This window comes from Thalassoroseus pseudoceratinae (assembly GCF_011634775.1).
Taxonomy (GTDB): Bacteria; Planctomycetota; Planctomycetia; order Planctomycetales; family Planctomycetaceae; genus Thalassoroseus; species Thalassoroseus pseudoceratinae.
This window is the reverse complement of sequence record NZ_JAALXT010000002.1, coordinates 745424-759157: the sequence shown is the minus strand read 5'-3', so window position 1 is coordinate 759157 and position 13734 is coordinate 745424. Positions and strand designations below refer to the sequence as shown.

Here is a 13734-nt window from a genome sequence, read left to right as displayed (position 1 = left end):
TCAGCTCGCCCATGTCGATCCGATCCCTCGATGCCGGTGGCTTGGGGAAGTTTGACGTTTGGGGGCTGCGTCTTTGAGGCGACTGAACGTGGCTTCGTCATATTTCTGCTCGACGGGCAATTCTCGCCAGGCTTTCACGGTCAGCGGAGGTACTGGGTCGTCGGCCGATTCGATCGGCTGCCCACTACAACCAAACATCAAGAGCACATCCCCGCCCCAAAAATGGTGCGAGTCGGATCATTCGGAAATCACCTCGCGACCGGCTCGAGTCGCATATGCATCGAGCACGTCCTGTGGTGTGGACTCCGAGAAGAACCGCACGCTCCCATCGGCTAAGGCGAAGTGGGCCCCACCTGGGTGTTGACTTCGAAAGGCCCCGTACACGGTCGACGTGTTGTTGTGGTTGTTAAAGTGGTGGTGAGTCGTTCCCCAGCAGTAACCGATGTAACCGAACGCCCACACACCGCCGTAACTCGTGGATGGAACACCCTGCGGAGCAAAATCGGTTTCGCCCAGAATAAAGGTGTTCGACAATCCATCGATGATGTCGCGGAATTTGGTTCGTGTGCGGTTGGGGTCGGCTGGATCATCAGTAATGAATGGCACAATGGCTCCGTTGTACGCCGGAACGGTTCCACCGTAGTAGGCGGCGTAGTGCAGGAGTGAAGTGTCTTGCGTTCCCGCGCTAAAAAGATAACTGCACTCGGCCCGGTCTTCGGTTCCACCGAGCGGTCCTGCCGGTTCGGTCATCGTCGGGCACAGGAGAGTCGGGATTTTGTATTGTTGCAGCGAGGAATTTGTGAAGCCATCGCCATCGTTATCAACCGTGCTATCACGTCGCTCCTCGGGGTCCCATCGTTGAGCGATGGCGTCGCTTTCCAAGAACGGCAGAATTTGAATAAACCCGGTGGTCCAGGTGTCGCCATCATCGCCAGGTTCGCGGTCCTGTGTGGCGTACGGCAGTTTTCCATGGGTGTCGTGGAAGTTGTGGATGGCAAGCACGACTTGCTTGACGTTGTTCTTGCATTGTGTCCGACGGGCAGCTTCACGCGCTTGTTGCACAGCGGGTAACAAGAGGGCGATCAGAATTGCGATAATCGCAATCACAACGAGCAATTCGATCAGGGTAAATCCTCGGTGAGAACCCGAGGACTGAAAAGAGAGGCGACGCATTCCAGCAGTCCTTCACAAGACTAAGAGAGACAATAGACATCACCCAATGTGATGTCCGAGAAATCTCGGCTTGACTGGCTGGCGGAGAGCTGGCTGGCAACCTGCGAACCTCATGAAACTGAGATTCAGTCTCAACACAATAGCAGCCGATTCTCGACTGTCAACCACACTTCCGGAAAATGTTCGCATATCGAAGATTTGTTCGGTAACGTGCACACAAGATAGGCAGCGATACGACTCACAATCGCCGCCGCCACACTTTGGTTTGCTGAGACGAAGGATTCGAGAGTCACGCGGTTGCCAGGTTTCCAATAATTCGTCGACGGTGTACTAAGCCATGGCATCGGAAGTTCGTAGCCGCGAATACGCACTGAAACACAGACCCCGGGAGATCATGTTCCATGCCGAACCTTGCCACGGACGTTGCGATTATTGGAGCCGGAATGTCGGGGTTAGTCTGTGGGCAAGCACTGCAGCATGTCGGACTTCGGGTCACAATCTTCGAGAAAAGTCGGGGCGTCGGCGGACGAATGGCCACGCGTCGTACGGACTCGGAGATTTCCTGCGATCACGGAGCCCAATATTTCACAGTGAGCGATTCGGCATTCGAATCCACGCTTGAGAAATGGCAACAACAAGGAGTTGTCGCTCGCTGGCGGGCACCGATTGTGGAAATCAAGAACGGTGAAATCCTCGAAGATAAATCGGAGACGAACCGTTTTGTCGGCATGCCACGCATGAATTCCGTCTGTCATTCATTGGCGGATGAGTTAGAGATTCACACGCAAACCCGAATTCTCGCCCCCCGTCGCGATGAAGACGCATGGGAATTGTACGACGAGAATGAGCAACTCGTCAGTCGCTCGAAAACTGTCTTGTGCACGACGCCGGCTCCGCAAGCCGTGGAGCTGCTGTCGGCAGTGCCTTCGTTGGTCCAGCAAATCCACGACGTCGAGATGAAACCCTGTTGGGCACTTGTAATGGTACTCGAGGTCGGTCTGGATCTTTCGTACGGCGGGGCGTTCATCAACGGGTCGGAACTCTCATGGATAGCCTGCAATTCGAGCAAGCCCGGACGCGAGGCATCGCCGGAGGTTTGGGTTTTGCATGCATCCGCCGAATGGAGCCAACACCATCTTCAGGATTCGCCAGAGTCGATTGAACGAGCACTTTTGAGAGCATTTCAACGAGAGACAGGCCGATGTCCGTCGGCAATCCGCAAGAGTTGGACGCATCGCTGGCGGTATGCACAGCCATCCAATCCGTTGCCTTCACGATATCTGTTCGATGAACACAGTCGAATCGGCGTCTGTGGTGACTGGTGTGGCGGTCCGCGGGTCGAGGGAGCTTTCCAAAGCGGCTTGGCGTTGGCGAATCGAGTCATCGAATTCTCCGCCCACTGACCTTCGAACGGGACAGCGAAGCCTGCGACCTTGATGTTCTCTCCACGATTCCAATCACATGATTGTCAAACACAAGCACGATCCGTACATAGCCAATTTCGGCCGTCGGTATGTGTTCTGGTAGGTCACACCTTGTGATTGCGTGGGGGCATCGATGTGTCTAGCTTCGATCGTTCCTGATTCGGAACATCGTGGATTCGTTGCGAATCAAGTCGGTTTCGGAGCCCACAAAAATTGAAAAGCCGAAGTCCAATCCCCAGAGGAACTTACTTTGTCTCGCCCATTGACAGGTCGTAACCTTGTTCACGGAGTTGAGCGAGGAAAGTTCTGGCATCCGTAAACACACCCGACGGAATTCCCAATTGGAGGGCAGCTTGGACGTGGCCCGGTGTGTCGTCCGTGTAGAAGCATTGATCCGGCTCGCATTGAATCGTTTCCAACAACGCGTCGAAAATCGCCTTCTCCGGTTTGACCGCCTTGACCTCATACGAGAACACTTCAGCGTCAAACTCGTCGAACAGGTCGAAGTGCCGCTTGGCAAATTCGATATGGGCGGCGTTCGTGTTCGACAGCATCACCAATCGAGTGCCCCGCTCGCGAATTGCTCGAAGGATCGGACGCATGGACGTGTTCAGCCAGAAGATATCGCTCACCGCGTTCATCAAATCCTGAAACACGATCGTCTTCTGTAATACCGCCTCGACCTGTTGATGAAACTCTCGAAGGGAAAGCTGCCCTCGCTCAAACTGATCGAACAATCCGTTGTACGGATCGAGCAACGGTTGGATGTCCGCTAGCGAGCATTCGCACAACTGACAAACCTGTTGACGCATTCGTTCATGCGAAAAGTACAGTAAAACGTTACCCAAATCGAAAACAATCGTGCGGATCATTGCTACCGAAGTCCTTTGGGAAGTGTCCGAGAGCCCCTAGGTTTGCCACCCGCCGCAAAAGTTATAGCCGTGTTCTTGGGGGCAACCGTTCTTATCGGTTGATCGACGAAGAATCAGACAAGCACTTCGGCAAACATGTCGCAGAAACTGCACGAAACGCCGGGACCGTGTAGAATTGTGTGGCGAAAAAAATGTTTGTTTCGTACGCTGAAATCGGTTTCTGGTTGAACACGTCACACCGGAACCTGAACGTACAAAACAGCGGATTCGAGACGATTCCTCTTACCCAGTATAGGCTACGATGGCGGAATTCTACGACGACGAAGAGGACTCGGGCAGCGGCATTGTCACCGAAGCTGGCACAATGCGTGGTCGCGACTGGCCCTGTCTGCGTCAATTCGGCGTATTTCTCGAGAATCGTGTGGGAAGTCTCAATGACCTCATGCGACATCTCGAACGGCAAGACCTCCGGATTATGGCATTGTCCATTGCGGATTCGATTGACTGCTGCGTTGTTCGGCTGATGCTCAATCATTACGAACGTGGACGGGAGTTGCTCGAATTATCCGAGTTCACAGTCTTTGAAACGGACGTGATCGGTGTGCAACTTCCCAACGTCGCTCAGCCGTATGTCCAAGTCTGCTCAGCACTTCTGCGAGCGGAGGTCAGCATTCACTATAGCTATCCGCTGCTGTATCGTCGTGGTGGTCAGGGGGCCATCGCGATGTACGTCGACGATATTGATCTCGGCCTGAAAATCCTCAATCAGAATGGGCTGAGAGTGATCACGGAAAAAGATTTGCTCGAAGACGACGAAGATGTCATTTGATCCTGGCTTCAATTCAATCTCACGAACGGAACCTCAGATTGCCGGACGAATCGCCTAAACCCCCAAGCACAATTCAACTTCCGCAGACGTACTCTCGGGAAATTCAGTCCAGTACTGTTGAATTGTCACGTTCATTTGCGTGAAAAGACTGACGGGACCGAATCTTGTCTGCCGACACAAAAACAAAAGTTGATGGGTCGGCGGGCTTGCCATGGTGTTCAGGATGACATAAGGTGCCATAATCTCAATGTGTACAGAAGATCGATATGTGGTCGATCGTTGCCACAAATTTCAATCGACAGGCAAATCACAATTCTGACGAAATGCCGGAATACAATGAGCTTCTGGAACGGTTTTGGTATTGTCCTGAGTCTAACGTTCTTCGTTGGGGCCCTACACTCCCAGCCCATTGCGAACCCGCCCGTTATCGCTGTTGCCCCGTTGCAAATCGATTTAGATGGGCTAACGGGTGACCATCTATTTTTGAGACAAACCAGCGAGGGCGTCCATCTGCATGGGTGCGTGCGAAATCTCCCTCCTGGTTGGCTTGAATTGCAGATCCCCGACTTCGACTTTCTTGTTGACATTGAAGCCAATAGTAATGGCCTGACGAAAGTCGATTTGCATATTCACGGGTATGAACTCCAGGAACTCGTTGGACATGAGATCATCCTGAGTGACACGCCCGACCCGCTTCTCCACCGAAGCCGTTTTCGTCATCGACGGTCCTCGATGCGAAACCGTATGCCGCAGATCAGCGGTGTCATTGCGTTGAGCAATGCGGGTGTTGAAGAGCATCGCTGCGAGTGCGATCTCGTCGAGTAGCGTGATTTGCGGTCCGCTGCCCATCGGTTCCGAATTCCTCCATGCATTTCCGATGTGGTTGATCGCTTCGAGTCGATCAGGGAGTGGCTTGCGGACGTTCGCTGGTGACCACAACATCTGGACGGTTGCGGAGTCGTTCGAAGCGTTGTTATTCTCTCTGCAAAGTCAACCGATCTAGTCTCGGAGTCGCGAGTGGCCTTGTGTTTTCGCCGGAGAACAACGATAGCCGTACGCGACGCACACTTGAAACTCGTTCCAATACGCTCGAGAGGAAGATAGACAATGGACACCACAAACGGGCCACTGAATCGAAAGTTGCGAATGGCTTTGGTGGGCGGCGGAAAGGGCTCGTTCATCGGACGCGTCCACGCCACTGCTGCCGTTTTGGACAACCGAGCGGTGCTCGTCGCAGGTGCCCTGTCATCCGATCCGCAACGCTCGAAGGAATCGGCACCATCTTACGACATCGCTCCGGATCGGGCTTATGGATCGATCGACGAGCTGGTCGAGAAAGAGTCCGCTCTTCCGGAAGATCAACGGATCGACTTCGTCAGCGTTGCGACGCCGAATCACACGCACTTTGCGATTGCCAAAACGGCTTTGCAGGCTGGCTTCAATGTCATCTGTGATAAACCGATGACATTCGACATGGCACAGGCGGAAGAGCTTGTGGGCATCGTTGAGAACAGCGGAGCCGTCTTCGCTCTAACGCACAACTACACCGGCTATCCGCTCGTCCGCCAAGCCCGTGAAATGATTTTGAACGGCGAACTCGGCGAAATCCAAGCCATTCGATCAAACTACATCCAAGGATGGCTGCGATCGAAACTTGAAGACGAAGATAACAAGCAAGCGAAGTGGCGGAGCGACCCGGCCAAGAGTGGCGTCGCCGGCGGATTCGGGGACATCGGCACACACGCTTACAACCTTTCCCGATACATGACGGGATTGATTCCCTCGGAGATCTCCGCCACGTTGAAGGTCTTCGCGCCGGGTCGACAACTCGACGATTACGGTTGTGCCCTGATTCGGTTCGAAAATGGCGGACTCGGCACCGTCACCGCAAGCCAAATTTCGCACGGTCGCGAGAATGACTTGTTCATCGAAGTCGATGGAACCAAAGGGGCTCTCGCATGGCGACAAGAGACCCCGAACGAAATGCTGGTCCGCCGCAATGGTGAGCCTCACAAACTCTACACTCGAAATCCGAACGCCCCGTACATGAACGAATCCGGTGCCGCCGCCTGCCGTTTGCCAGCCGGACACCCCGAAGCGTTCTTCGAAGCCTTCGCGAACATTTATCGTTCCGCGTACGATGCCATTGTCGCCCGCATCACGGGAGCCGAATTCGAGAAGCGTGACACGATCTACCCGAACGTGTACGACGGCGTCGATGGCATGAACTTCATCCAGCAATCGGTCGCGAGTAGCGCAGACAACGGAGCCTGGCTGCCGTTCCATCACCAAGCATGTCGCAAGTAAATCGCGCGGCCCATCGAGAAACTTGTTTTCGTGTGCCACCGGTGTTTCGCCGTCCGAAGAAACGCCGGTGGCTTCTTCTTAAGATCACGGCCCCAAACGCCGTGGCACAATCTTCTGTCGAGCTGTCTGTTGTGATGGATGAAAATCTGGCGTGGGATGACTTGCACGACGGGGTCAAATTCCGTTTTCGGGATTCGATTTTGTTAGTCAAGAATCATCGAGGCGGTTGGATCGAGTGCCGTTCCGTTTACCCAGAAAATGACTTCGTGATCACCGTCAAACGCAATGCTTACGAAGAATGGCAGACCGACTTGATTGATGCGAAACGGCGGCTTCTGAGTTCGTACTGATAACCCTTCCAATCCAAAAACTTGTCCGCATCGGCAACCCAAACGTGATCCCTATTTCAGAGAGTCAACGTTGGCTCGAAACGAAAGTCTCTTCTGGAATGGAGTATGGATCATGTCGAATTCATTTTTCGCTCGACACTCGTCACGCTTGAACGTCTTTGCAAGCACCCCGCGAAAAGTCTACGGCAAATACTTGCCCCGCAAGTCGAATGCTGCCAACCAACGCCCCATCTTGTCGGCGTTCCTACAAGCCCGCGACATGACCGAAAACGTCACTAAACCGCTGGGCCTCAACGATCAATCACTCGCCAGCTAAAACAGCGTTGCAATCCACTGCTGCCCTACAACGAGCAAGTTGACTTAGCGTCGTTCTCGATCGGGCAGCAGGTCGTGTTATGATATCCCTCGATTGCTGGTGCCACGACACTTCCGAGGGAGACGATGATGAAGCTGACACGAATTCTTTTCGGACTGTTCGTGATATTCGCCGTTACGGATTTGTCTGCTGAGGAATTGATTCCGACTCGGTCACTGAAGCATGCCGTCGATCTGAGTTATGCGTTGAATTCGAAAAACGCGTATTGGCCAGGCGAGAATTACTATCCGTTTCAATTACGCACCTTGGCGACGTTGGAGAAGGATGGTGTGCTGTCGAAGGCGTTTCGCATGCCAGAGCATCTGGGCACGCACATCGATGCCCCCAACCACTTTGAACCGAATCAACCGTCGGTTGATCAAATCCCGCTTGTCGATCTCATTGGTCTGGGTGTGGTGCTAGACATTTCATTGAAAGCGGAAGCTAATGCAGATGCGATGCTGACCGTCGAAGACATCCACCAATGGGAACGTCAACACGGCGAAATCCCACAACGTGCGATTGTGCTGCTCAACACCGGTTGGGGACGATTCTGGGAAAACCCGACACGCTACCAGAACCGAGATTCCCGTGGCGAACTGCATTTCCCGTCCTACTCACCTGAGGCCGCCGAATTTCTTGTGAACGAACGGAGTGTCCTCGGGATTGGTGTCGACAATATGAGTATTGACCGGGGGATTTCCAAGAAGTTCCAGGTCCATCACATCGTCAACAAAGCGGGGAAATTCGGACTAGAAAACGTTGCCCGTTTACAGAATCTTCCGCCAAAGGGTTTCACGCTGATCGTGGCTCCCATCAAACTCGAAACCGGAACCGGCGGGCCAACTCGAATTTGGGCCGTGTTGGACGATCCACCATCAGAGTGAAGCACGGATTCAAAGATGGCATGAGGCAAATGAGTCCTTCGAAGGCCGGTGGCTAGTTTCTCAAACTGCTCGCCGTTTTTTGCATACATTCGCAGGGAATTGCGAGAGAAACCGACCTTGATAGCATTTTGCGGCAACGTGTGATCTTGGCTAAAGTCCTAAACCCTATCGACCGCCTCGGGCGTAAGATACCCCAAGTATAGGTCCCACCGTCTTTGACTTCGAAATTGAAAAATTCGATTCTTTTTAGTCCTCAAAGCGAACCTGCGGACTGTCCTTGTGTCACTGTGGTTTCACGTCAACTCCACGCAGGAAGCCAGCGATGCGAATTCGAAAATACGAAGATGACGATGTGACTGCCATTCTAGAAACATGGGACAATGCAACCCGACTCGCACACCCATTCTTGGAAGAAGACTTTCTGGAACAAGAACGAACGAACATTCCTGAGTTATATTTGCCCCACGCAGTGACTTGGGTGGCAGAAGTCGAAGGAGAGGTTGTCGGATTCATCGCACTCATCGGCAATGAGATCGGTGGACTCTTCGTGCAGCCTTCGCATCATAGAACAGGAATCGGGCGAGCACTCGTTGACAAAGTTCACGCTACGAATGGGTCACTTGAGGTCGAGGTCTTTTGTGAGAACTCTATCGGTCGTCGGTTCTATGCCAGGTATGGATTTGTGGAAATGGCTGAAAAACGTCATGAGCCAACGGGACAAAAGTTGCTCCGCCTACAATACCCAATCGGTCCCAATGTTGATTCCTTAGACGGGTGAGTACACGCACACGGCTTCCCTCCAAGACGATTCAAACTAAAGACGTCCAGCTGTCGTATTAGCGTCGAGAGTTGGGAGTCGGTTGATGTAGAAAGAATGGACGTTCGACTCATCACGCTCGACTCTGCACGTCACCGAAGACCGGCACGGTTTCGAACGTTCCGCCGAGCACCGCTTTCGCATCCACACCGAGCCACTGATCGAGCACGGTTGCGTAGACGGATCGAAAATCCGTGTGGTGTTTGAGGTCGCCATCTGTGAGGTCATCCAGCCGGGGATGTTCCCCGACCAAACCGGATTTTACTTTTGGCCCGACGAAGAACATTTGCGACGCCAAACCGTGATCGGTCCCGCCGGAACCGTTTTCCTTTACTCGGCGACCGAATTCAGAGAAGGTCATCGTCACGACGCGATCGGCTTGGCCCTGGTCTTTCAGATCATTCTGGAAGGCCCGCACCGCATCACCGAGTTCCTGGAGCAAACGCCCGTGGATATCGAGTTGGCTCGCGTGTGTGTCAAATCCGCCATGCGAGACGTAGTACACTCGCTCCGGTAGTTCGGCTGAGATCAATTGACCGACGAGTTGTAATCGTCGACCGAGACTGGTTTGCGGATATTCAGCGGACTTTGCCCCCTTTGCGATATTCTCCAGTCGCCGTGCCGTCTGGTACGCCGACGCAGTCGAATTTTGAACCAACGAAAGCAACGGATTCGACGACGCCGGTTTCCGATTCGCGAATTTTTCCATCACTGCTTGGCGGTCTTTGCTGGTCTTGAGACGGTAGGAGTCCAGCGACCGTACCGAAGTCGCCGGTCCCGCGGGAGAAAACAACGCCAACGGACTTTCACCGTCTCCCACCGACATCGCCGACAACTCGGCATTAGCGAGTGAAGTCGTTCGCCCCAGCCAACCAAAGCGTTCGGATTTCTCACGCGTTGCTTTGTGCCAAATATCCATGGATTCAAAGTGCGAACGATTCGGATTGGGGTAGCCCACCCCCTGCACGATCGCCAGTTGCGAATCCTCCAGCAACTCCGAGAACCCTTTTAGCGATGGATGGAATGCGAGTTGATTGTCGATTTTCGAAACCGCCCGATTGGAAAGTTTCAAATTGGGACGAGCGGATTTGTAGATCGGATCGCGATACGGCACGACGGTGTTGAGACCGTCGTTCCCCCCCGTCAACTCGATGACCACCAAGACAGTCTCGCGGTTCGACTTCTCCGCAGCCATTGCGGCCCGACGAAATGCCATCGGCAAGGCGGCCCCCATCGCGAGCCCGGATGATGCTTGAATGAATTCTCGCCGATTGAATCCCGCCATGACGAATTTCCTCGCTCCTTGTGGTTCGACTTTCGCCGCATGTCTAATGAAAATCGACATGCGTCTTGTTCCTGGCACGTGCCCTCTGTCTGCTCACCACTCAGGTGACTTGAAACTCTGGGAGCGTCATCACTAAGTGTGCCGCCTCTCGAGCAAGCAAGCCGTTGATGGCGTGATCGCTACGGAACGGCGATCGCAAACGGTTTCGTTGTTCCCGCAAGGTCTTTGTGATGTCCTCGCCCGCCGGATGATTTTCGGACTGCAAGAACAAACCAAGAAAGAACTGTGCTGTTCGCCGGTCTTCCTCGAGATTCATTTCCGCTGCCAAAGTCGCCGGATCGCAGTGCGAAGCCGGGCCGTTGCCGCGGGTGAGTTGGTAGGCCAAATTCTGCCGCAAGAGCAATGCGTTGGGATCGATCCATTCGGCTCCACCGTCCCATCCTTTGACGCTCGGCGGAAAGAACAGACTTTGGCCGAGTGTGTCACACGCTTCGGCTAGCTTTATCGGACTGGCTTGGCCGCCCAGGCAGCGGACCGCTCCGATCAGAAACTCGACCGGGCTTTTGATTCGTTGTCCGATGGCGGCATCGGAATAGAAGAACCAACTGCGGAACATCGTGCCCATCAGCCAGGCGGTGTCGTAATCTCGGAGACGGTATTCGTCGGCCAGGGGATTGAGAAGTTCTTCCGGGAGTTCTACGGTCTCGCTGACAAACTCGCGAAAAACCTTCCGGACCAGGAACCGGGCACACGCGGGCTGCTGCAATGCGATTCGAACAACATCGCCTGCGGACCAACGCCCCGTCTGCCCAAGAATCGTTTTCGGACCCGTATCGTGCTGGGACGGATCGAAGATCGCCTTCTCGCCTTGGACACGCCATCCGGTCAACGCCCGGGCCGCTTCTTTGATATCTTGTTCGCTGTAATTGCCCACGCCAAGACTGAATAACTCGAACACTTCTCTCGCGAGGTTTTCATTCGGGTTTCCCTTGCGGTTGGTGTCGGAGTCGAGCCAAATCAACATTGCCGGGTCTCGCACCATCGCAGCGAGCAAGTCACTGAAATGACCGAGGGCGTGTTGGCGAAGAGTTTCGTTCTGTTGTTGCATCAACCGGAGACTGTCGACCTTGGCTTGTGAGGTCGCAAAATGATCATGCCAAAACAGCGTGAGTCGTTCTTGCAGAGGGTGTGGTGAAGACAGCATTCGCACCACCCATGCCGCCTGAAGTTGCTTCACCTCGTGGGAGGCGATTGCGGTTTCAACGAGCGAGTGCATGTCTGCCGCAAATTCAAACTGCCCTGCACCACCTTGCAAGAGTTGCGAAACCAGTGTGGCCGGTCGTGAATCAATCCCACTTTCAAGTTGTTCCGAATTGGCCCCGAAAGTTGCTCGCCGGAGAAGATGAGCAACCTTCGTGTTATCCCACGGGTTACCACCATTCGGATAATACGCTGCCCAAGCCGTTCGCGGACGGAAGCGGTCGAGCGTGGTTTGCGGATCGGACATAGGAAACCCACCGATTTCGATAGGCCGGGTCGTGACCCAGCATTTCATAGGAACTTGACTGCATGGATGTGCCGGACTTCGTCCCAGCCGACGAATTCTCTACCGTCCGCTGGAACTCCACGTGAGTGTGTAACGGAAGCCACTCGTGGAACGTTCGAGACGGCCGTCTATCGTGCCGAGTTTCTCGAGAGCTTCGGTCATGATGTCGAATTCCGAATTTGCGGTGTCGGGAGAAATCCCGTTGTTGAGAACCGATTCGTCAACAATCGTCCGCCGATAGTCACGGACGGCTTTCGCAAATTCCGCGAACGATCCGGCTTGAGCGGCGACCATGTTGCCATCGAGTTTCAACGACCGAAGCGTTTCAATTTCATCCAATGTCTGGCGAACAATCTCGGTGGTGGTACCGATGACGAAATGATCGTCCGTCGTGGCCCAAGCAGGTCGAAGGTTAAACAATCGTTGGTCGAAATTTTTGATCGACGTGGCATCGTCACGGAAGGCGAGGCTGGAAATTTTCACCCCGTGATGGTCTTCGGCAACCGCCCGCATTTTTGCCTCTCCGAAGGCGGCAATGAAATTGATGGCTCGCAGCGGGCCAGCGGAGATCTTGCGGAAGCGTTCAGCGTCTCGCAACGAAATCGCCAACACAGCGGCGGGTAGAGAGTTGTCTTCATTGATGCGGTAATCGAGATTCTGCTGCCGAGCAATCGCCCAACGAAATTGTGGCCCCAGGGTCTCCGCGAGTTCCGTCGGGAGAAACTCCGCCTTAAGAGCTTTGAACTGCTGCGAGATTTGCTCGTTCGCTTTCTCGGCTGCCGCGATGGTTTTGGGTGTCATCAACGCTTCGCGATCGCCCCAAATCCCGGACCAATCCCGCAGTCCACTCACCGACCACAGGGTGCCCGGCCCATTCAAGAGTGGAGCCAATTCCGCACCGTTGCCAAACAAGGAGCTGGGGACATCATGGTCGCCGTCGCCAAGAATCTCGATCTGAAAACCTTGCTCAGTTTCCGAAACGTTGACGGTCAATTCGTCCGTTCCCACAAGCATCCCCAGCCAGTTGCCGAAGACGATGAGTTGACCGGCATCTTTCACCGGGAGTTGCAACCGATCTGGTTTCTTGTTGAGGGCGTTGAGCGTTTTCCAATCGAGCCACAGATTCACGATTGGTGCGTCTTGTATTTGATTGGGACGGATAGTATTCAGTTTTTCCATCGCTGCGGAAACGGTGTTGCGATCATGCGAGCCGATGAGCCAGCGTCCCGTCAATCCGATTGTCATCTCACCAAGTTTGCGGATATCCGGCGTTTCGGTTTGCCGAACGCCAAGCGTGGCCAATTCGGAACCGATTCGTTCTTGGTACGCCGAATCGGACAGTTCATAGATCCAAACAAAACGTTTCGGACCGGCAACAGCCAAACTGAACCGCCCGGACAACAACTCGGACAAGCCTTCAGCATCCGCTCTGTTCGTGACACGTTCGGCGTAACTTAGAACTTGCCGCAGCGGGTCGGCTTCGGGACGATTCCACTGACGTTGCAGCTCCGCACTTTGGGCGATTTGCGTTGTGAAACGATCAACCAGAGGATGGGTCAGCAACCGGGACGGCTCGGTGATTTCCACTCGAATCAGCGGCGGCGATTCGAGAAAATCGGCGGCCATCGGAGGAGCGGCTTCGACAAACGACGGTAGCCACACGAGGAATCCCAACAGACCGAACAGCGAATGATGCCCAAGTGGATGCATGGGAGAATTCCATATGCGAGACCGCGTCGATGTTTGATGAGTGTTACCCAAATGTTTTGAATCGGGTTTCAACGAATTCCAAAGACTTTTAACACGATCTGAACGCGAGGTGTTGCCCCGGACTGTTCGTCCTCGGTAGAGTGCCCAGTCTCGTTGGTCAAAGGGCGAACTGATTTTGA

The 13734-nt window shown here is 54.0% G+C and carries 14 protein-coding genes; 7 read left to right on the top strand and 7 right to left on the bottom strand.

The genetic code is table 11. The features are described from left to right. Together G6R38_RS08605 and G6R38_RS08600 are read right to left on the bottom strand one after the other, a co-directional pair. Entirely contained in the window at positions 1-198 is a 198-nt protein-coding gene (locus G6R38_RS08605; protein WP_166822888.1) for a hypothetical protein, read from the bottom strand. Positions 199-237: 39 nt separating this feature from the next. Continuing rightward, complete coding sequence (locus G6R38_RS08600) at positions 238-1173, bottom strand: DUF1559 domain-containing protein (RefSeq protein ID WP_166822885.1); 936 nt, start codon at positions 1171-1173, stop codon at positions 238-240. 401 nt (positions 1174-1574) lie between these two features. Between G6R38_RS08600 and G6R38_RS08595 the strand changes: the two genes are divergently transcribed. Further along, positions 1575-2576, top strand: coding sequence for an NAD(P)/FAD-dependent oxidoreductase (locus G6R38_RS08595; protein ID WP_166822881.1), 1002 nt, complete (start codon positions 1575-1577; stop codon positions 2574-2576). Between the two features lie 266 nt (positions 2577-2842). On the opposite strand, the gene G6R38_RS08590 is transcribed toward G6R38_RS08595, so the two are convergent. Further along, positions 2843-3469: an HAD family hydrolase gene (locus G6R38_RS08590; RefSeq protein ID WP_166822878.1), complete on the bottom strand. Its 627-nt coding sequence runs from the start codon at positions 3467-3469 to the stop codon at positions 2843-2845. 301 nt (positions 3470-3770) lie between these two features. On the opposite strand from G6R38_RS08590, the gene G6R38_RS08585 reads away from it, so the two are divergent. Continuing rightward, positions 3771-4298, top strand: a complete 528-nt coding sequence (locus G6R38_RS08585) for an acetolactate synthase (RefSeq protein ID WP_240928120.1) — start codon at positions 3771-3773, stop codon at positions 4296-4298. Between the two features lie 477 nt (positions 4299-4775). Here the strand turns inward: G6R38_RS08585 and G6R38_RS08580 are convergent, their stop codons facing one another. Next, positions 4776-5240 carry a hypothetical protein gene (locus tag G6R38_RS08580; RefSeq protein WP_166822875.1) on the bottom strand — a complete coding sequence of 155 codons (465 nt, stop codon included), beginning with the start codon at positions 5238-5240 and terminating at the stop codon, positions 4776-4778. Positions 5241-5405: 165 nt separating this feature from the next. Here G6R38_RS08580 and G6R38_RS08575 point away from each other — a divergent pair, with 165 nt between their 5' ends. From G6R38_RS08575 to G6R38_RS08555, 5 genes are all read left to right on the top strand, one after another. Then, positions 5406-6605, top strand: a complete 1200-nt coding sequence (locus tag G6R38_RS08575; RefSeq protein WP_206028511.1) for a Gfo/Idh/MocA family protein — start codon at positions 5406-5408, stop codon at positions 6603-6605. 131 nt (positions 6606-6736) lie between these two features. Further along, positions 6737-6955, top strand: coding sequence for a hypothetical protein (locus G6R38_RS08570; protein ID WP_166822872.1), 219 nt, complete (start codon positions 6737-6739; stop codon positions 6953-6955). Positions 6956-7067: 112 nt separating this feature from the next. After that, entirely contained in the window at positions 7068-7271 is a 204-nt protein-coding gene (locus G6R38_RS08565) for a hypothetical protein (protein ID WP_166822869.1), read from the top strand. A gap of 125 nt (positions 7272-7396) precedes the next feature. Beyond that, on the top strand, positions 7397-8197 hold the full coding sequence (locus G6R38_RS08560; RefSeq protein ID WP_206028510.1) for a cyclase family protein: 801 nt from the start codon (positions 7397-7399) through the stop codon (positions 8195-8197). Between the two features lie 322 nt (positions 8198-8519). After that, positions 8520-8975 carry a GNAT family N-acetyltransferase gene (locus G6R38_RS08555; RefSeq protein ID WP_166822866.1) on the top strand — a complete coding sequence of 152 codons (456 nt, stop codon included), beginning with the start codon at positions 8520-8522 and terminating at the stop codon, positions 8973-8975. A 112-nt stretch (positions 8976-9087) separates the two neighbouring features. Here the strand turns inward: G6R38_RS08555 and G6R38_RS08550 are convergent, their stop codons facing one another. The 3 genes from G6R38_RS08550 to G6R38_RS08540 form a co-directional block, all read right to left on the bottom strand. Then, positions 9088-10359: a DUF1501 domain-containing protein gene (locus tag G6R38_RS08550; RefSeq protein ID WP_166822862.1), complete on the bottom strand. Its 1272-nt coding sequence runs from the start codon at positions 10357-10359 to the stop codon at positions 9088-9090. Positions 10360-10399: 40 nt separating this feature from the next. Then, positions 10400-11806, bottom strand: a complete 1407-nt coding sequence (locus tag G6R38_RS08545) for a DUF1800 domain-containing protein (RefSeq protein ID WP_166822859.1) — start codon at positions 11804-11806, stop codon at positions 10400-10402. 99 nt (positions 11807-11905) lie between these two features. Further along, positions 11906-13555, bottom strand: coding sequence for a hypothetical protein (locus G6R38_RS08540; RefSeq protein WP_166822855.1), 1650 nt, complete (start codon positions 13553-13555; stop codon positions 11906-11908). Positions 13556-13734: the final 179 nt, after the last annotated feature.

What these genes read in the sequence shown, in the direction of transcription:
- G6R38_RS08555 (WP_166822866.1), top strand. Translation starts at nt 8,520, where the DNA reads ATGCGAATTCGAAAATACGAAGATGACGATGTGACTGCCATTCTAGAA.
- G6R38_RS08595 (WP_166822881.1), top strand. Translation starts at nt 1,575, where the DNA reads ATGCCGAACCTTGCCACGGACGTTGCGATTATTGGAGCCGGAATGTCG.
- G6R38_RS08605 (WP_166822888.1), bottom strand. Translation starts at nt 198, where the DNA reads ATGTTTGGTTGTAGTGGGCAGCCGATCGAATCGGCCGACGACCCAGTA.
- G6R38_RS08560 (WP_206028510.1), top strand. Translation starts at nt 7,397, where the DNA reads ATGATGAAGCTGACACGAATTCTTTTCGGACTGTTCGTGATATTCGCC.
- G6R38_RS08540 (WP_166822855.1), bottom strand. Translation starts at nt 13,555, where the DNA reads ATGCATCCACTTGGGCATCATTCGCTGTTCGGTCTGTTGGGATTCCTC.
- G6R38_RS08575 (WP_206028511.1), top strand. Translation starts at nt 5,406, where the DNA reads ATGGACACCACAAACGGGCCACTGAATCGAAAGTTGCGAATGGCTTTG.
- G6R38_RS08565 (WP_166822869.1), top strand. Translation starts at nt 7,068, where the DNA reads ATGTCGAATTCATTTTTCGCTCGACACTCGTCACGCTTGAACGTCTTT.
- G6R38_RS08590 (WP_166822878.1), bottom strand. Translation starts at nt 3,469, where the DNA reads ATGATCCGCACGATTGTTTTCGATTTGGGTAACGTTTTACTGTACTTT.
- G6R38_RS08580 (WP_166822875.1), bottom strand. Translation starts at nt 5,240, where the DNA reads ATGTTGTGGTCACCAGCGAACGTCCGCAAGCCACTCCCTGATCGACTC.
- G6R38_RS08550 (WP_166822862.1), bottom strand. Translation starts at nt 10,359, where the DNA reads ATGTCGATTTTCATTAGACATGCGGCGAAAGTCGAACCACAAGGAGCG.
- G6R38_RS08585 (WP_240928120.1), top strand. Translation starts at nt 3,771, where the DNA reads ATGGCGGAATTCTACGACGACGAAGAGGACTCGGGCAGCGGCATTGTC.
- G6R38_RS08600 (WP_166822885.1), bottom strand. Translation starts at nt 1,173, where the DNA reads ATGCGTCGCCTCTCTTTTCAGTCCTCGGGTTCTCACCGAGGATTTACC.
- G6R38_RS08545 (WP_166822859.1), bottom strand. Translation starts at nt 11,806, where the DNA reads ATGTCCGATCCGCAAACCACGCTCGACCGCTTCCGTCCGCGAACGGCT.